This is a genomic window from Pseudomonas sp. R1-15, assembly GCF_051132085.1.
Taxonomy (GTDB): domain Bacteria; phylum Pseudomonadota; class Gammaproteobacteria; order Pseudomonadales; family Pseudomonadaceae; genus Aquipseudomonas.
The window spans coordinates 2,238,703-2,255,132 of sequence record NZ_CP071660.1; the positions used below are offsets into that span (position 1 = coordinate 2,238,703).

The following is a 16,430-nucleotide window of genomic DNA, read 5'->3' on the forward strand; positions in this document are numbered from 1 at the left end:
TGGACGTGCCGCCGCCTTCGCGAGCAGGCTCGCTCCCACAGTGGAAATGAGATTGGGCGTTGGATGTGCATGCGCCACAGGTCTCCTGTGGGAGCGAGCTTGCTCGCGATAGCGGTGGTTCAGTTATGGGATGTTGGACGTGCCGCCGCCTTCGCGAGCAGGCTCGCTCCCACAGTGGGAAATGAGACTGGGCGTTGGATGTGCATGCGCCGCAGGACCCCTGTGGGAGCGAGCCTGCTCGCGAAAGCGGTGGTTCAGTTTATGGAGATGCTGGATCTGCCGCCGCCTTCGCGAGCAGGCTCGCTCCCACAGAGGAAATGGGTTGGGCGCTGGATGTGCATGCGCCGCAGGTCCCCTGTGGGGGCGAGCTTGCTCGCGATAGCGGTGGTTCAGTTATGGAGATGTTGGATGTGCCGCCGCCTTCGCGAGCAGGCTCGCTCCCACAGTGGAAATGAGATTGGGCGTTGGGTGTGCATGCGCCGCAGGTCTCCTGTGGGAGCGAGCCTGCTCGCGAAAGCGGTGGTTCTGATGGCGGAGATGTTGGGTTTGCGGTCGCGCAGCAAGCGCCTCAGTCACCCCGGTTTTGATTGATGAAGTCCACAAACGCCCGCAGCGGGGAGGGCAGGTAGCGGCGGCCGGGGTAGTAGAGGAATGGTCCGGTAAAGCGCTGCCACCAGGGTTCGAGTACCGGTTCGAGGACGCCGCTGTCCAGGTAGGGGCGCAGCCAGTCCTCGAACAGGTGGACGATCCCGAGTCCATCCACTGCGGCCTGGACGGCCAGGTCCATGGCGCCGCCAATGCGCACCAGCAATGGGCCGTTCGGCTCGACGCTGATGGTTTCGCCGTCACGCTCATACTCCCACAGCGGCAAGGCGCCGCTGGGGAACTTGCCGGCCAGGCAAGCGTGTTGCAGCAGGTCCCGTGGATGCTCGGGGCGGCCCCGGGCGTCGAGGTACGCCGGTGCGGCGGCGGTTGCGAAGCGTTGAAAGCGCGGGCCGATGGGGATCGCGATCATGTCCTGTTCGAGGCGTTCGTCGTAGCGAATACCGGCATCACACCCGGCCGCCAGCATGTCGACAAAGCTTTCTTCGGTAACGACTTCGAGGCGGATGTCGGGGTAGCTTTTCAGGAACGGCGCGATGATCGACGGTAGCACCAGTCGGGCGGCGCTGACCGGCACGTTCAACCTGAGGGTACCGGAAGGGCGGTCGCGAAAATCGTTGACCACGTCCAGCGCGGATTCGACTTCGCCCAGGGCCGGCACGATGCGTTCCATCAACCGTGCGCCGGCCTCGGTCGGCGCCACGCTGCGGGTGGTGCGGTTGAGCAGGCGCACGCCGAGTCGGCTTTCGATCCGGCGTACCGCGTCGCTGAGGCTGGAGGCGGATTTGCCGCTGAGCCGGGCGCCTTCTCGAAATCCCCGCGCATTGACCACCGCCACAAAGGCCAGCAAGTCTTGAATGTCCGTAGCCATTGTTCTCTCCGTCGTACAACCCGTTCGGATTGCACCTGATTATCAGTAGAGTGGTCAACGCCTATAGTCGGCTCACACGGACTAATTCAAGGGGTACGCGATGAGCAGGGCAGACAAGGCGGGGACTTATTTACTGGGTGATCGTACGGTCAACCGCATGGGCTACGGCGCGATGCAACTGGCGGGGCCGCAGGTCTTCGGACCGCCCAAGGATCCGGCGGCGGCCATCGCCGTGCTGCGCGAAGCCTTGGCGGCCGGAGTCAATCACATCGACACCGCCGATTTTTACGGGCCTCATGTCACCAACCAGCTGATCCGCGAGGCGCTGCACCCTTACGCCGACGACCTGGTCATCGTGACCAAGGTCGGCGCGGTTCGTGGCGCCGATGCGTCATGGAACCCAGCCCAGAGCCCCGCCGAGCTGACCCGTGCGGTGCACGACAACCTGCGCAACCTCGACGTCGAGGTGCTGGACGTGGTCAATCTGCGGGTCATGGGCGATGTGCATGCGCCCGCGGAAGGATCGATTGAAGAGTCCTTCACAGCATTGGCCGAGCTGCAGCGCCAGGGCCTGATTCGTCAACTGGGCCTGAGCAACGTCACGGCGGCGCAGGTCAAGGAGGCCCAGGGTATCGCCAAGGTGGTCTGCGTGCAGAATCACTACAACCTGACCCACCGCGACGACGAACAATTCATCGCTGACCTGGGCCGCCAAGGCATTGCCTACGTGCCGTTTTTCCCGCTGGGTGGGTTTACGCCGCTGCAATCGGAAACGTTGTCGAACGTTGCCGCGCGCCTGAAGGCATCGCCTCTGTGTGTCGCGTTGGCGTGGCTGCTGCAACGTGCGCCCAACGTCCTGCTGATACCCGGCACCTCGTCGGTGGCGCACCTGCGGGAAAATATCTCGGCCAGTGAGCTGCAGATTCCGGCGCCTATGTTGGCTGAGCTTGACGCCATGGTTTAGCCGCAGCCCCTCTGGGCAGTCTCCATTCGCCTGAAAAATCGAACAGGGTCCAGCCGGGCGATGTCCCAGACATATCGTTGTCAGGCAAGGATTTCGTCATGGCAGACCCTTCTATTCCCGGCCACCGCTGGGCTGATTCAACCTTGGCATTCTTGCGCGAGGGCTACCCGTTCATACGCAAGCGTTGCGTTGCCTATGGCAGTCCGGTTTTCCAGACCCGACTGCTGGGACGGCGCACGCTGTGCCTCAGTGGGCTGGAAGCGGCGGAGCTGTTCTACGATGCGCGGCGCTTCGTCCGGACCCCCACGTCGACACCGGCGCCGCTGCGCAACATCCTGTTGGGCGCGGGCGGCGTCCAGGGCCTGGATGGCGCACCTCATGCGCGACGCAAGCAGCTGTTTCTCGACGTGCTGGACAAGGAAAACGTAAACCGCCTGGTCGGCCTCTACGAGGCTCACTTGAGCGAAGCGGCGGCGAAACTTGCGGCGAACCAGCCGATCGAATTCCTGCCGTGGATCGAGGCGCTGCTGTGTCGATCGGTCTGCGAGTGGGCCGGTGTGCCAATGATGAGTGATCGGCAAATGCACCGGTTGACCCTTCGGCTCGCCTCGCTGATCGATGGCAACGGCCGCGTCGACTGGCGGATGCCGGCCGCCTGGATGCGGCGCAAGGCCTGCGAGGCCCAGGCGGCGCGCTGGATAAAAAACTGTCGGCAAGACCCGGCGCCAGCATCGCTGCAGACCCCGTTGCAACAACTCGCATGGCATCGCGATGAGCAGGGCCAGTTGCTCCCACCGCGGATAGCGGCAGTGGAGCTGCTAAATATCTTGCGTCCAGTGGTGGCGGTGGGGCGCTTTCTGTTGTTCGGGCTGATCGAGTTGGAGCGCCGGCCGCAATGGCGCGCCAGCATTGGTCGCGATGACGCTGCGGCTTGGGCTTTTGCCGAGGAAACGCGGCGCTTTTACGCGTTCTTTCCGATGGTGGCGGCGTTTGTGCGCGAGAGTTTCGAGTGGCGAGGCTACCGCTTCGAAAAAGGCACTCGGGTGCTGCTCGATCTGTTTGGCTCCAACCGCGATCCGGCGCACTGGAAAACCCCGGAAAGTTTTGCGCCCGAACGTTTCGGCCAGTGCCCCATGAGAACCTCTGTCATCAGCCAGGGCGGCGGGGAATACACGTATCACCGCTGCCCGGGCGAGCCGCTGACGCTGGCCCTGATGCAGAAAACCTTTGAACATCTGTGCCGCCACGTGCAATGGCGGCTGGTGGTGAAAGAAGTCGATTTTCAACGCCTGCCCATGTTGCCCAGGGAGCCGGTGCTGATGTCAGTGGTGACCGGCTAGCCACGCGCCTCATCCGTCTCGTTTCGATGGTGTTCCGGCCAGCTGTCGACGGGACGGGCGCGGTCTTCGTTGAACATCTCGGTGAGCAACGCGTTGGCGCGTCGGTAGGCGTCGTGCCGGAACGTGAGGTCATCTTCCGGTTGGGCGACGATTTCTTCGAGCATTTGCAGATTCAAGCGGCGAAACTGATCGGCGCGTTCGCGCGCCTCGTAAGCGCCGACACCCATCTGCACCAGTGCCCGGCGACCCAACGCCAGCGCGCTTTCGAAGGTTTCCCGCTCGGCAACCTCGACACCCATCTGCCGCAGGTTGATCAGGTGGCCCATGTCCCGCGCGCGGACGACGAGTTTCAACGTGGGGAAGTGCTCCTGGGCCAACCGGGTCAGCGTCAGGTTGTCTTGCTGATCGTCGATCGCGTTGATCAGCACCGCCGCCTGTGCCGCGCCGGCCGCGTGCAACAGGTCGAGGCGCGTGGCGTCGCCGTAGAACACTTTCACGCCGAATTTGCGCAGCGTCTCGATGTTGTCGGGGTCGTGGTCCAGAACCACTACCTCGACGCCGCAGGACATCAGCAAACGTCCGGCGATCTGTCCGAAACGGCCGAAGCCGGCAATGATCACCCGCGGGTTCTGCTGGTCGACGAGGTCGGATTCCTGGCGGTCTTTCTTGCTGGCCGACTCGATTCGCTCCAGCAGCAGAATGAGCAGCGGCGTCACGCACATCGACAGGGCCACCGCCAGGGTCAGGCTCTTGCCCCACTGGTCGGTCAGGATGCCCGCCAACGTCGCGGCGCCGAACACCACAAAGGCGAACTCGCTGCCCTGGCCGAGCAATACCGCCTGCCAGGAACGCTGGCCGGCGGGGACATTCAGGAAGCGGCTGACGGCCTTGATCACCAGCAGTTTGATCAGGATGAACCCGACGGTCAGGGTGATGACTTTCAGCGGTGCGTCGATCAGCGTGCCGAAGTCGATCGACATGCCGACGCCGATGAAAAACAGCCCCAGCAGCAGCCCCTTGAACGGTTCGATGTCGCTTTCCAGGGCATGGCGGTATTCGGAACTCGCCAGCAACACGCCGGCGAGGAATGCGCCCATGGCCATCGACAGGCCGGCCTCTTCCAGCAGAAAGCCGAAGCCGAATACCAGGAACAGCGCCACGGCACTGAAGATTTCACGCAGGCCCGAGCGCGCGGCGAAGCGCAACAGCGGCCGTGTCACGTAGCGCCCGAGCAGCACGACGACGCTGATGGCGGCGACGATCTTGACGATCGACAACGCCAGGGCCATGCCCGACGGCGTGTCGCCATGGGCCGAGAGCAACGGGATCATGGCCACCAGTGGAATGGCCGCGATGTCCTGGAACAGCAGGACGGCAAAACTGCTGCGGCCCACGGCGGTGGCGTTCAGGTTGCGTTCGCTCATGGCCTGCATGGCGATGGCCGTGGACGAAAGGCTCAGGGTCAGGCCCACCAACAACGCCGCCGTCCAGCCCAGGCCCAGCGCCGCGCAGAACGCAGCAATGGCGGCACCGCAAGCGAGCATCTGCAGCGCGCCGCCACCGAATACCATCCGGCGCAGCGCCCAGAGGCGCTTGGGGTCGAGCTCAAGACCGATGATGAACAGCATCAGCACGACGCCGATTTCGGCGAATTCCAGGATGGCCTTGACGTCGGTAATGAGCTTCAGCCCCCACGGGCCGATCACGCACCCGGCCAGCAGATAACCGAGCACCGGGCCCAGGCCCAACCGGACGGCAATCGGTACGATCAGTGTCGCCGAGGCCAGGTAGATGAGCATTTCGATCAGGCTGTGAGTTTCCATATCAATCTTCCTTCCAGGCGGCCAGGCGTTCGCCATAGTGTTCGATTTGCTCGCGTTGGGCCTCGGCGTCGCCGGCAAACGCACCATGCACGACCAGCGGTTCCAGCCAGCGCATATGACAGTAGAGCGCCGTGGCCTGGAGCGGCTGCGCCAGCACGGCAAAGCCGGGGTAGGCGCCCATCTGGAAATGATCGTGTTCGCCACCCGTGGTGACGGCCCACAGCAGGCTTTTGCCGTTCAGGGCCGTGGCGCCTTTGCCGTACGCCCAGCCATGGGTGAAGACTTTGTCGATCCACAATTTGAGCAGGGGCGGCATGCTGTACCAGTACATCGGGTGCTGCAGGACGACCAGTTGTGCCTGTTCGACGGCGCGCTGTTCCGCCTCGACGTCGATGTCGAAATCCGGGTAGAGATCGTAGAGCGAGCGTATGACCACGTCCGGATTGGCGCCGGCGCGCTTGAGCATCTGCTGGTTGACCCGCGACTGGTCGGGGTAGGGATGGGCGTATACGATCAGGATCATCGGGGCAGTTCCAGGCGGCTGGGTCCGGGTCGAAAGGCCGGACATCCTACCGGGGAAGGCGCGTGATGTTTAGGAGATTGTTCCCGGGCGAGCCTTGCCAGGGTCAATTGAGCGGGAGCGAGACCCTGACCTCCAGGCCGCCGCCCCGGCGGTTCCTGAGCGTCAGTGTGCCGCCGTGCTCCAGCACCGTCGCCCGAGCCGCCGACAGGCCCAGGCCGACGCCGCCGGTATTTTTGTTGCGTGAACCCTCGATGCGAAAGAACGGTGCGAAGACCTGCTCATGGTATTCGGGCGCAATGCCCGGGCCGCGATCCTGGATGCGGATCTCGATGCGATCGATGAAGGTCTTGAGTTGAACACTCGGTTCGCTGGCGTATTTGACCGCGTTGTCGATCAGGTTGGTCAGCGCGCGCTTGATCCCGATGGGGCGGCCCACGTAGACCAGGCGCTGGGCGCCCTCGAAAGACACTTCGATGCCGCCGTCCCTGAAATCATCGACGATGGTGTGCAGCAGCTCCGCCAGGTCGAATGCGGTGGCGTGTTCGAGGCGCGCTTCGTCGCGGAAGAATTCCAGGGCGGCGTTGACCATCGCCTGCATCTCGTCGACGTCCCGGAACAACCGCGATTGCTGTTCGGCGTCCTCGATGAATTCGCCGCGCAGGCGCATGCGGGTCAAAGGCGCCCGCAGGTCATGAGAGATGGCCGCGAGCATTTGCGTGCGGTCCTGGACGAAATGTTTGAGCTGGGCCTGCATGGCATTGAACGCCAGGATCGCCTGGCGGATCTCGAAGGGGCCGACGACCGGGATCGGCGGCGCCCGGAAGTCCACGCCGAAGCGCCGGGCACCCTCGGCGAAACGCTCCAGCGGGGTTGCCAGGTGCCGCGTGGCAATCAGGGCGACGATGAAGGTCGACAGCAGGATCAACGCGATGATGATCAGGTTGCGCTGCCATTCCCCCAGCCCCCAGCTGCGCGAGCCCACGGAGAAGATGACCCAGGTGTGGTCAGACAGCTCGATGATCACGGCGTAGCGTCTGCCCGGGTCATCAGCGGCCGGCCAGTCGTTGGGCTCGTAGGCCTCGATTCGGGCGTCGGGCCTGTTCAATTGCTGGTGCAGGAACGCCGAGCCTTCGCTGAACTCCGGATCCCCGATCACCGGCAGATGCGCCTCCTCATAGCGCTGCAGCCACTGTACGTTGATCCCGGGGTCGCTGGCGATACGGGCAATGGCGTGCCGTTGGCCGGGATCGGCCGCGTCGATGATGCGCGTGATCGCCGCAGCCTTGTCCATCAGGCCGGTTTCCATCAGGGGAGGGCGCGCCCACGCACCGGCCACCAGGCTGAACAGTTCATTGAGGGCCAGCAGCGTCAGCATCGAGACCATGGTGGTCAGGGCGATCCAGCGCGCCACGGTGTCCCTGGGGCGAGGCATCTTCGAGGGGTTGGCGGTCATCGCTTCACCACGTGAGGGCTGAACAGGTAGCCGCTGTTGCGGATGGTACGGATCATCGACGGGCCCGTGACGTCGGTCTCCAGCTTGCGCCGCAGACGGCTGACCTGCACGTCGATGCTGCGGTCGAATGCGTCGAAGGTTTCGCCCCGGGCCAGGTCCAGCAGTTGCTGGCGGGTGAGGACGCGGCGCGGATGTTCGGCGAAGACCAGCAGCAGTTCGAACTCGCCGGTGGACAGCGGAATCATGACCTTGTCGGGGGAGCGCAACTCGCGACGGGTGACGTCCAGCTGCCAGCCCTCGAATTCCAGCACCGGCCGGGAGATATCGCCCAGGCTGCCCCTGGCTTCGCCGGTACGCCGCAGGACGGCGCGGACCCGGGCCAGCAGCTCGCGGGCGTCGAAGGGCTTGGTCAGGTAATCGTCGGCGCCCATTTCCAGGCCGACGACGCGGTCGCTCAGTTCGCCCATGGCGGTGAGCATGATGATCCCGACCCGATGTTCGGCCCGCAGCCGCTGGCAGAGCACCAGGCCGTTGTCGCCCGGCAGCATGACGTCGAGGATGATCAGGTCGGGCATCCGCCGCTCGACCGCCTGCCACAGCGCCGCGCCGTCGGCGGCCACTTCGACGCTGTAGCCATGTTGTTCGAGGAATTTGCGCAGGAGGGCGAGGACTTCGAGGTCGTCGTCCACCAGGAGTAGGTGGCTCACAGGGGTCACGTCGGGCAATGGATACAGGAGGCGATACTAGGGTCAATCCGCCGCTTGCGTCATATATTTCAATCCGGAAATAAAGCGACCGGCGCGCAACATTGCGGAAATCTTCGGGCAAGAAAACCGCGGCAGGATTGCCTCGATGCCGGCCAGTGAAGCTGTGCACTGAACCCTGTGGCGAGGGAGCTTGCTCCCGCTTGAGTGCGAAGCGCTCATGGATTTTTAGGGCCGCTTCGCGACCCAGCGGGAGCAAGCTCCCTCGCCACGGGTTTGGTGTTCGGCTTCCAACTGGCAGGCAGCCCTTATTCCTCGCCGAGATAATTCTGTATGCCGATCGCCAGACCCGCGCTGCTTGTTCGATCCACCGTCGTCGTTGCGCTGGCGGCGTTTGCCAGCGGTTGCAGCAGCACGCCGCCCGCGACACCGGGCAGCTGCGAGAATATGCCCTATGCCGTGCATGATCCGGCGGAACCGGTGAACCGCGGCATCTTCGCCTTCAACCGTACCGTGGACGACTATGCCCTGGCCCCCATCGCCCGTGGTTATCGCAAACTGCCAGAGATGTTCCAGAGCGGCGTGCATAACTTCGTCGCCAACTTCGGCGAGCCCAAGGTCTTCATCAACGATTTGCTGCAAGGCAACGGCGAGCGCTCGGTCACCACCCTGGGCCGTTTTGTCATCAACACCACGGTGGGCATCGTCGGGCTGATCGACGTGTCGGGCAAGATGGGCATCGCCCGTCACGAATCCGATTTCGGCCAGACTTTCGGCGTCTGGAATATCGCTCCGGGGCCGATCGTGGAATTGCCATTGTTCGGCACTGGCAACCTGAGGGACGCGACTGGCAAAGTGGTGAGTTTCGCGGTGGACCCGTTCGGCAGCAACAGCGATACCGTCGAAACCCTGGGCACGATCAAGACCGTGGGCGGCGTCGTCGATGGCCGCGCCGAGGCGTTGCCGCTCACCGATAAACTGCAGACCCAGGCCGATTACTACGTGGCGCTGCGAGATGCGGTCGCGCAACGGCGCGCCGATTTTGTCGCCGACGGGAAACTGGGTGCGGTCCAGGACAGCCCGCAATGCCAGGAACAGGGTGCCGAGGATGAATAGCCAGGCGTTGGTCCTGCATCGTCGAGTGAAGACACTCGACCAGGGTGCGTTGCATTGCCGCGAAGTCGAGTTGCGGCTCGCCGAGGATGGCCGGCATGTGCTGCTCAGCCGCTACGTCGAATGGTACGACCCCGAGCAAGCCGGCTTGTGCGCCACCCAGCACTATCGCGTGCCGCTGGCGAGCATGATTCGGTGGATGATCAATAACGGCGAACGAGGGGAGGGCCACTGACAGCGGGTTCAATAATGGCTGTTTGCCGCCCGAGCAGTGATGAAACATTTTTACATACTCTCGATAAATTAGAGTTGTACGATGTCGTACGAAATATGGTCGACTGTGTCCGTTTCTCACAAAAAAAACAACGGAGACTCCATCCATGTCGAGCATACCTTCCGTCGAAGGGCAGGCTGCAGCCCCCGCGCAAAGCCGCTTCGTACGCCTGTTGAAGCTTCTAGGCCCGGGCATCATCGCGGTACTTTCCTGGCTGGGCGCAGGCGACCTCATCACTTCTTCCGTGGCCGGGGCCAACTACGGCTACGCCATGATGTGGGTGCTGGCGGTGTCTCTGCTGCTGCGCTACCTGATCGTCAACATCATCGCGCGCTTCCAGCTTTGCAATAACCAGGGCATGACCATCCTGCAGGGCTACGCGCAACTCAATCCGTTTTTTGCCTGGTTCATGCTGGTGTATGCGCTGCTCATGGGGCACCTGATGAATGCCTACATGATCAAGGGTGCCGGCGAGGCCTTGGCGATGCTGCTCAAGACCGATTATCCGCTGCTCTGTTCGGTGGCGGTGGTGCTGGCGGTGTGGATGCTCGTCGGGCGCAATATCTATTCGATGATCGAAGGCGTGATGAAGGCGCTGCTGGCGATCATGACTTTGGCGTTCCTGGCCCTGGCGGTGATGTCCGGCCCGGATGTCGCCGGTATCGTCAAAGGCACCATCGGCTTCAGCATTCCGCCGGATGAAGGTGTGCACGGTGCGCTGCTGGTGGCGGTCTCGGTGATCGGCGCGGTGGCGGGTTCCATCGCCAACTTCGTTCACCCCTACGTGATGCGCCAGAAAGGCTGGGTGGGTCCTGAGCACAAGCGCATCCAGCGCAACGACCTGCTGTTTGCGGTGTTCGTCGGGATCATCATCAACCTGGCGATCTGGATCGTCGGCGCGGAAATCCTGCGGCCCAACGGCATCGAAGTCAAAACCCTGGGTGACCTGGGCAAGGCCCTGGAAATCTTCTTCGGCCCGATTGGCTGGTATGTGTTCTTCATCGGTGTCTTCGCCACGCTGTTCGCCAGTATTTCCGGCAAGACCACGGCGTTCCCGATGCTCATCACCGACGCTTTCCAGCACGTACGCCCCGAACGTCGTGAGCGCTATGGCAAAGAGTTCCACCGTGACCCGATGCACAAGTGGTTCATGCTGTTCATCCTGGTGACGCCGCTGATCTGGTCCTTGCCCGGCATGCCGGACTTCGTGACCCTGACCATCGGTGTCAACGCCCTGAACATCATCGGCCTGCCGGTGATCTCCCTGGGCCTGTTGATCATGTCCAACCAGAAGTCGCTGCTGAGCAAGGAATACCGCAACAACCTGTTCGAGAATATCGCGCTGGTATTCGCCACTGGCCTGGCGTTGTGGGTCGCGTTCCAGCTGGGCGTCGATCTGTTTACCTGAGGTCTGCTCATTCATCTCTGGAGGGGCTGCTAGACTTCACCGTCCAGCCCCTTGCGGAGAATCCGAATGAACAACAAGAACAGGATCTGTCTCTGGTATGACGGCACCGCTCAGGAAGCTGCGCAGTTCTACGCGGCTACCTTTCCCGACAGTGCGGTGAACGCCATCCACCACGCGCCCGGCGACTATCCGGCGGGCCAGGAGGGCGACGTGCTCACCGTGGATTTCACCGTGATCGGCATCCCCTGTATCGGCCTGAATGGCGGGGCGATGTTCAAGCACAACGAAGCGTTTTCTTTCCAGGTGGCCACCGATGACCAGGCCGAAACCGACCGCTTGTGGAACGCAATCATCGACAACGGCGGCCAGGCGAGCGCCTGCGGATGGTGCAAGGACAAGTGGGGCGTGTCGTGGCAGATCAGCCCGCGGGTGCTGGTCGAAGCCATCACCAGCGCCGACAAAGCCGCCGCCAGGCGCGCCTTCGAAGCCATGATGAGCATGACCAGAATTGATATTGCAGCGATTGAGGCGGCGGTGAGGGGCTGACCGGCGGCACGGCTTGCAGAGGTGTTGAATGTGTCGCCGCCTTCGCGAGCAGGCTCGCTCCCACATTGGGTTTGGGTGTGACTTCGATTTTCCGACAGCCCCATTCCTTGTGGGAGCGAGCCTGCTCGCGAAGGCAGCAGAGACAGCACCAAAGTCAGCTCCCGGTGGTTTCCGGCAACCGGGCAATCACCTTGATCTCGAACTGAAAACCATACAACCACGTCACGCCCACCGCCGTCAGCGTCGGGTGCGGCGCGTTGCCCCAGAATTCCGGCACGACGCTCCAGACTCGCTCGAATATTGCCTGCGGATCGACCATGAAGACCGTCACGTCAACCACATCGTCAAAGCTGCAATCGGCAGCCGCCAGGATCGCCTCCAGATTGTTGAACGCACGCCGGACCTGATCCTCCAGGAGCGGCTCCGGTGAACCGTCCTCGGTGCTGCCGACCTGCCCGGAGACGAATAGGAAACCATTGGAACGAATCGCCGGCGAGTAACGGTTGCGCTCGTAGAGCGCCTGGCGGCCGGGAGGGAAAACAACGTCGCGCTGTGTCATGGGTGTCTCCATCAAATGAGCCGCAAGCGGCGGGAAATCAACGATGAAGTCACTCTAGGGGCTTGTGTCCGGGCGATAAACGAGCAACCTTGGCGATCACTGTTTGTAGAACCCAAACAATCCGAGGCACCCATGGATCGTTTCGATGCGATGCAGGCGTTCGTACGTGTCGTGGAGGCGGGCAGTTTCACCAAGGCCGCCGAGACCCTGCACATGAGCAAGACCACCGTGACCCAACTGGTGCAGCAACTGGAGGCGCGGCTGCGCGTCAGGCTGCTCAACCGCACCACCCGCAAGGTCAATGTCACCGCGGACGGCGCGGTTTTCTACGAGCGGGCGATTCGCCTGCTGGCCGACCTGGACGACGCCGAAACCAGCTTGTCCACTGCCCAGTCGCTGCCCCGTGGCCGGCTGCGGGTGGACGTGCCGAGTCCGCTGGCCGCGATGATCCTGGTGCCGGCATTGCCGGGTTTCTATCAGCGCTACCCGGACATCCAGATCGACTTGGGCGTCAGCGATCGCATCATCGACATGCTCGACGAAAATGTCGATTGCGTGGTGCGCGGCGGTGAACTGAAAGACCAGTCACTGATCGCCCGGCGCGTCGGCGACCTGGCCCTGGGCGTGTTTGCGGCGCCGAGTTACCTGGCGCGCGAGGGCATCCCCCTGCATCCCCGGGAGCTGGAAGATTCCGCGCACCGCATCGTCGGTTTCCTCTGGGCGCGCACCGGCAAGGCGCTGCCTTATGCCATGCACAAGGATGACGAACACCTTCATATCAAGGGCCGCCATGCGCTCGCCGTCGACGATGGCAACGCTTATCTCGCAGCCGGCCTGGCGGGGCTGGGCGTGTTATGGCTGCCCCAGTACATGTCCCGCCCACACGAAGCGCAAGGCGCGCTGGTGCCGCTGTTCGAAGGCTGGCGCCTGGAGTCGATGCCGCTTTACGTGGCTTACCCGCCGAACCGGCACATCAGCGCCAAGCTGCGGGTATTCATTGACTGGGTGGTGGAGCTGATGGCGCAACATGCGCCTATTATTGATCGGCCTGTGTCATGAAAATTTCTCGAATGCAGAGGAGATCGACGATGGACCGATTCACTGGCGGTTGCCTGTGCGGCAACGTGCGCATTGAAGCTTCAGGGCGCCCATACCGGGTTGGCCTGTGCCACTGCCTGGATTGCCGCAAGCACCATGGCGCACTGTTTTTCGCCGCCGCCGTGTTCCCCCGGGACGCGGTGACCGTCAGCGGTGAAACCCGGGATTACGCCGGACGTTTTTTCTGCCCCCACTGCGGCTCGTCCGTCTTCGCCCGCAGCGGCGACGAGGTCGAAGTCAACCTGGGCACGCTGGATGCGCCCGACCAACTGATGCCCACCTACGAAAGCTGGACCGTGCGCCGCGAATCCTGGTTGCCGGCGTTTCCACTCTCACGGCGCTATGAACATGATCGCGAGGGCACGGGGCGGTTTGAGGGGTAGGGTGCTCCTGGCCAGGCAGAGCCTCAGGCTGGCTCCCCTATGCACCACTGTTGGACTTTGTTTTCGTCGTAAGGTCGAGTGACCTCATGTCCATGCTCGATGAAGTGCGTTGGAACGTGCAGGGCGAGCTTGTCGCTGAGCCGTTGCGGTTCGAGCGCGTTGGCTTCGCCCAGAAAACGTAGGTAGTAGTCCTGGTCGTAGAAAATCGTGACTTCGCTTTCAAACACCCATGGCCATGTCAGCAGGCACGCGACTCGGTAGTAGCCCTGTGAACGGTCGGCGGCACTGGACAGATGCGTTGCAGCTTCAAGCAGTTGCTGGATACAAAAGGCCTGGGCTTCGATCCTGGCTCGATCGCCTTCGACCAGGAGTTCGTGGACCGGAATCTTCCAGTTTGCATAGCGCCTGTCTTCCGGCCTCGGATAAAAATTGCCTTCAAAGCCCGATGCCCAGCGCTCGATCGAGCGAAGGCGACGGTGGAGGCCCCTGAGTGGTTTTCCGTTGATGCTGATTTGCCGCATTGTTGAGCCCTGCCGAATTTGGGCGATCATTCTCTGGGGCCGGATGGGACAATCCAAGGCCTACATCGAGGAATTCAGTGTCATTTGATTTCGCTCAATGACTGGGTCAGGTAGCCGTAGTGCAACGCGAAGGCTGAACGGGGCTTGTTTGCTTACCGGTGCTACGCCATCGCGAGCAGGCTCGCTCCCACAGGGGTTTGGCGGTGGACATAGGATCGAAGGCCGCCCCGAATCCAGTGTGGGAGCGAGCCTGCTCGCGATGGCGGCCCAGAACCTTGCCCATCCTCTGTGGTCAGCCCATATACGCCTTGGGAACCGAGGAACGGGGAAATGGACCTGGCCGAGCAATACCGCAATTACATCGACTGCCTGAATGACCGTCGCTGGCAGGAACTGGGCAATTTTGTCGACAATAGCGTGCAATATAACGGCGAACCGGTGGGTTTGGCGGGCTATCGGGCGATGCTGGAAAACGACGTGAGGACCATTGCGGACTTGCGTTTTATTATCGACCTGCTGGTGGTCGAACCGCCGATTGTCGCGGCCCGGCTGCTGTTCGATTGCTCGCCGCGCGGCCGGTTTCTCGGGCTTGAGACCGATGGCCGGCGGATTCGCTTTTCCGAGAATGTGTTCTACGCCTTCGATGGCGGAAAAATCGTTCGCGTGTGGTCGGTCATCGACAAGGCGGCAGTGGAAGCGGCGCTCCAACGCGAAAGCCCTTCCGGAGAAGGGCTTTGAGCATCAAACAGTGTGGGAGCGAGCTTGCTCGCGATGACGGTGTGTCAGCTAACACATGGGTAGACTGGTCCACCGCCATCGCGAGCAAGCTCGCTCCCACAGGGGTGTGTTTCACACAGCTATTTGGATTTATTCCTTGAGGAAAGTCAGCAGGTCCTGGTTCAGGCGATCCTTGTGCGTCTCGGTCAAGCCGTGCGGCGCGCCTGGGTAGACGATCAATCGAGCGCCCTTGATCAGCGCCGCCGAAGCCCGGCCTGAGGCATCGATGGGCACGATCTGGTCGTCGTCACCGTGGATCACCAGCGTCGGCACGTCGAATTTTTTCAAGTCGCCGCGAAAGTCGGTCGCCGAGAACGCCGCGATCGAGTCATAGGTGTTCTTGCTGCCGCCTTGCATGCCCTGCGCCCAGAACGACTGGATCAAGCCTTGGGATGGCTTGGCACCCTTGCGGTTGTAGCCATAGAACGGGCCGGAAGCGATGTCCAGGTACAGCTGCGAACGGTTCTCCAGGGACGCTTTGCGCAGGCCGTCGAAGACTTCGAGTGGCAAGCCGCCGGGGTTGGTGTCGGTCCTGAGCATCAGCGGCGGCACCGAGGACACCAGCACGGCTTTCTTGACTCGACCGGTGCCGTGGCGACCGATGTAACGCGCCACTTCGCCGCCCCCCGTCGAGAAGCCGACCAGGGTCACGTCCTTCAGGTCCAGCGCTTCGATGACTGCCGCCAGGTCGTCGGCGTAGTGGTCCATGTCGTTGCCTTCCCACGGCTGGCTGGAGCGACCATGACCGCGACGGTCGTGGGCAATCACGCGGTAGCCCTTGGAGGCGAGGAACATCATCTGGCCTTCCCAGCTGTCGGAGTCCAGCGGCCAGCCGTGGCTGAAGGTGACGACCTGGCCATCGCGCGGGCCCCAATCCTTGTAATAGAGCTGCACGCCATCCTTGGTGGTGATGTAGCTGGACGACTGCACCACGCTGCCGACGGCCGAGGCCGGGGCACCGGCTTGTACGGGCGTCGCCGCCTCGGCGCCGAGGGCGGCCAGGGCCAGGGTTGCGACAGCCAGGGTGCGGTTGAAGGTGTTCATCGTTTCTCTCTCCATAAGGGGTGTTTGATCTGCCGGGATCGTCATCGATCGTGTTGGTGGGCAGATTAGAGAGAGCGCAGCGCAACGAGAACGGCGCTGGCGTTGATAGCAACTATGGGGATTTCGGATACCTGCGGAATCTCAGGAGACCTCAGGGCTCCAGATACCTGCAAGATCACCGTGGCGAGGGAGCTTGCTCCCGCTGGACTGCGTAGCAGTCCCCAATGGGCTGGATGCGGTTTTGCAGGTATACCGGGTGATTCGGTATTACGACGGCTGCGCCGCCGAGCGGGAGCAAGCTCCCTCGCCACAGAAGCAGTAAAAATTGCAGGTGTGATCACCCAAACGAAGGCATCGGCCCCAACGATTTGATCACCCAGGCGATCACCGCTGCGGCAATCAGCACCGCTGCCAGCAGCCCGATAA

The 16,430-nt window shown here is 62.7% G+C and carries 17 protein-coding genes; 9 read left to right on the plus strand and 8 right to left on the minus strand.

What is annotated here, in order from left to right:
* Positions 1–568 precede the first annotated feature (568 nt).
* On the minus strand, positions 569–1,474 hold the full coding sequence (locus J3P97_RS10195) for a LysR family transcriptional regulator (protein ID WP_434674050.1): 906 nt from the start codon (positions 1,472–1,474) through the stop codon (positions 569–571).
* A 100-nt stretch (positions 1,475–1,574) separates the two neighbouring features.
* Between J3P97_RS10195 and J3P97_RS10200 the strand changes: the two genes are divergently transcribed.
* Complete coding sequence (locus tag J3P97_RS10200) at positions 1,575–2,438, plus strand: aldo/keto reductase family oxidoreductase (protein ID WP_434674051.1); 864 nt, start codon at positions 1,575–1,577, stop codon at positions 2,436–2,438.
* A 98-nt stretch (positions 2,439–2,536) separates the two neighbouring features.
* The gene (locus tag J3P97_RS10205) at positions 2,537–3,778 is read left to right on the plus strand and encodes a cytochrome P450 (RefSeq protein WP_434674052.1); all 1,242 of its coding nucleotides are present in this window, start codon (positions 2,537–2,539) and stop codon (positions 3,776–3,778) included.
* On the opposite strand, the gene kefC is transcribed toward J3P97_RS10205, so the two are convergent.
* From kefC to J3P97_RS10225, 4 genes are all read right to left on the minus strand, one after another.
* Positions 3,775–5,601: a glutathione-regulated potassium-efflux system protein KefC gene (kefC, locus tag J3P97_RS10210; protein ID WP_434652738.1), complete on the minus strand. Its 1,827-nt coding sequence runs from the start codon at positions 5,599–5,601 to the stop codon at positions 3,775–3,777. The genes J3P97_RS10205 and kefC overlap by 4 nt on opposite strands.
* 1 nt (position 5,602) lies before the next feature.
* The gene (gene kefF / locus J3P97_RS10215; RefSeq protein WP_434652736.1) at positions 5,603–6,124 is read right to left on the minus strand and encodes a glutathione-regulated potassium-efflux system oxidoreductase KefF; all 522 of its coding nucleotides are present in this window, start codon (positions 6,122–6,124) and stop codon (positions 5,603–5,605) included.
* Between the two features lie 103 nt (positions 6,125–6,227).
* The gene (locus J3P97_RS10220) at positions 6,228–7,577 is read right to left on the minus strand and encodes a sensor histidine kinase (protein WP_434674053.1); all 1,350 of its coding nucleotides are present in this window, start codon (positions 7,575–7,577) and stop codon (positions 6,228–6,230) included.
* Positions 7,574–8,284 (minus strand): response regulator, encoded by a 711-nt coding sequence (locus J3P97_RS10225; protein ID WP_434568965.1) that lies wholly within the window; start codon positions 8,282–8,284, stop codon positions 7,574–7,576. Before J3P97_RS10225 ends, J3P97_RS10220 begins: the two co-directional genes overlap by 4 nt.
* Positions 8,285–8,614: 330 nt before the next feature.
* Between J3P97_RS10225 and J3P97_RS10230 the strand changes: the two genes are divergently transcribed.
* The 4 genes from J3P97_RS10230 to J3P97_RS10245 all read left to right on the plus strand — a co-directional run bounded on the left by J3P97_RS10230 (position 8,615) and on the right by J3P97_RS10245 (position 11,622).
* The gene (locus J3P97_RS10230) at positions 8,615–9,397 is read left to right on the plus strand and encodes an MlaA family lipoprotein (protein ID WP_434674054.1); all 783 of its coding nucleotides are present in this window, start codon (positions 8,615–8,617) and stop codon (positions 9,395–9,397) included.
* The gene (locus J3P97_RS10235; RefSeq protein ID WP_434603833.1) at positions 9,390–9,629 is read left to right on the plus strand and encodes a hypothetical protein; all 240 of its coding nucleotides are present in this window, start codon (positions 9,390–9,392) and stop codon (positions 9,627–9,629) included. The genes J3P97_RS10230 and J3P97_RS10235 overlap by 8 nt, the downstream gene beginning before the upstream one ends.
* A 145-nt stretch (positions 9,630–9,774) precedes the next feature.
* Entirely contained in the window at positions 9,775–11,076 is a 1,302-nt protein-coding gene (locus J3P97_RS10240) for an Nramp family divalent metal transporter (RefSeq protein WP_434603836.1), read from the plus strand.
* 66 nt (positions 11,077–11,142) lie between these two features.
* Positions 11,143–11,622, plus strand: a complete 480-nt coding sequence (locus J3P97_RS10245) for a VOC family protein (RefSeq protein ID WP_434568961.1) — start codon at positions 11,143–11,145, stop codon at positions 11,620–11,622.
* Positions 11,623–11,776: 154 nt separating this feature from the next.
* Here the strand turns inward: J3P97_RS10245 and J3P97_RS10250 are convergent, their stop codons facing one another.
* Positions 11,777–12,181 carry a RidA family protein gene (locus J3P97_RS10250; protein WP_434674055.1) on the minus strand — a complete coding sequence of 135 codons (405 nt, stop codon included), beginning with the start codon at positions 12,179–12,181 and terminating at the stop codon, positions 11,777–11,779.
* Between the two features lie 132 nt (positions 12,182–12,313).
* On the opposite strand from J3P97_RS10250, the gene J3P97_RS10255 reads away from it, so the two are divergent.
* Complete coding sequence (locus tag J3P97_RS10255; protein ID WP_434674056.1) at positions 12,314–13,240, plus strand: LysR substrate-binding domain-containing protein; 927 nt, start codon at positions 12,314–12,316, stop codon at positions 13,238–13,240.
* A gap of 29 nt (positions 13,241–13,269) precedes the next feature.
* Positions 13,270–13,662 carry a GFA family protein gene (locus J3P97_RS10260; protein WP_434568958.1) on the plus strand — a complete coding sequence of 131 codons (393 nt, stop codon included), beginning with the start codon at positions 13,270–13,272 and terminating at the stop codon, positions 13,660–13,662.
* Between the two features lie 23 nt (positions 13,663–13,685).
* Here the strand turns inward: J3P97_RS10260 and J3P97_RS10265 are convergent, their stop codons facing one another.
* Complete coding sequence (locus J3P97_RS10265; protein ID WP_434603842.1) at positions 13,686–14,213, minus strand: DUF3916 domain-containing protein; 528 nt, start codon at positions 14,211–14,213, stop codon at positions 13,686–13,688.
* A gap of 300 nt (positions 14,214–14,513) precedes the next feature.
* Here J3P97_RS10265 and J3P97_RS10270 point away from each other — a divergent pair, with 300 nt between their 5' ends.
* Positions 14,514–14,921 (plus strand): ester cyclase, encoded by a 408-nt coding sequence (locus J3P97_RS10270; RefSeq protein WP_434674057.1) that lies wholly within the window; start codon positions 14,514–14,516, stop codon positions 14,919–14,921.
* A 129-nt stretch (positions 14,922–15,050) separates the two neighbouring features.
* Here the strand turns inward: J3P97_RS10270 and J3P97_RS10275 are convergent, their stop codons facing one another.
* Complete coding sequence (locus J3P97_RS10275; RefSeq protein ID WP_434674058.1) at positions 15,051–16,004, minus strand: alpha/beta fold hydrolase; 954 nt, start codon at positions 16,002–16,004, stop codon at positions 15,051–15,053.
* Between the last annotated feature and the right edge of the window lie 426 nt (positions 16,005–16,430).

Coding starts and splice junctions, on each gene's coding strand:
- J3P97_RS10195 (WP_434674050.1), bottom strand. CDS start 1,474: ATGGCTACGGACATTCAAGACTTGCTGGCCTTTGTGGCGGTGGTCAAT.
- J3P97_RS10250 (WP_434674055.1), bottom strand. CDS start 12,181: ATGACACAGCGCGACGTTGTTTTCCCTCCCGGCCGCCAGGCGCTCTAC.
- J3P97_RS10205 (WP_434674052.1), top strand. CDS start 2,537: ATGGCAGACCCTTCTATTCCCGGCCACCGCTGGGCTGATTCAACCTTG.
- kefC (WP_434652738.1), bottom strand. CDS start 5,601: ATGGAAACTCACAGCCTGATCGAAATGCTCATCTACCTGGCCTCGGCG.
- J3P97_RS10255 (WP_434674056.1), top strand. CDS start 12,314: ATGGATCGTTTCGATGCGATGCAGGCGTTCGTACGTGTCGTGGAGGCG.
- J3P97_RS10220 (WP_434674053.1), bottom strand. CDS start 7,577: ATGACCGCCAACCCCTCGAAGATGCCTCGCCCCAGGGACACCGTGGCG.
- J3P97_RS10265 (WP_434603842.1), bottom strand. CDS start 14,213: ATGATCGCCCAAATTCGGCAGGGCTCAACAATGCGGCAAATCAGCATC.
- kefF (WP_434652736.1), bottom strand. CDS start 6,124: ATGATCCTGATCGTATACGCCCATCCCTACCCCGACCAGTCGCGGGTC.
- J3P97_RS10275 (WP_434674058.1), bottom strand. CDS start 16,004: ATGAACACCTTCAACCGCACCCTGGCTGTCGCAACCCTGGCCCTGGCC.
- J3P97_RS10235 (WP_434603833.1), top strand. CDS start 9,390: ATGAATAGCCAGGCGTTGGTCCTGCATCGTCGAGTGAAGACACTCGAC.
- J3P97_RS10260 (WP_434568958.1), top strand. CDS start 13,270: ATGGACCGATTCACTGGCGGTTGCCTGTGCGGCAACGTGCGCATTGAA.
- J3P97_RS10245 (WP_434568961.1), top strand. CDS start 11,143: ATGAACAACAAGAACAGGATCTGTCTCTGGTATGACGGCACCGCTCAG.
- J3P97_RS10230 (WP_434674054.1), top strand. CDS start 8,615: ATGCCGATCGCCAGACCCGCGCTGCTTGTTCGATCCACCGTCGTCGTT.
- J3P97_RS10270 (WP_434674057.1), top strand. CDS start 14,514: ATGGACCTGGCCGAGCAATACCGCAATTACATCGACTGCCTGAATGAC.
- J3P97_RS10240 (WP_434603836.1), top strand. CDS start 9,775: ATGTCGAGCATACCTTCCGTCGAAGGGCAGGCTGCAGCCCCCGCGCAA.
- J3P97_RS10200 (WP_434674051.1), top strand. CDS start 1,575: ATGAGCAGGGCAGACAAGGCGGGGACTTATTTACTGGGTGATCGTACG.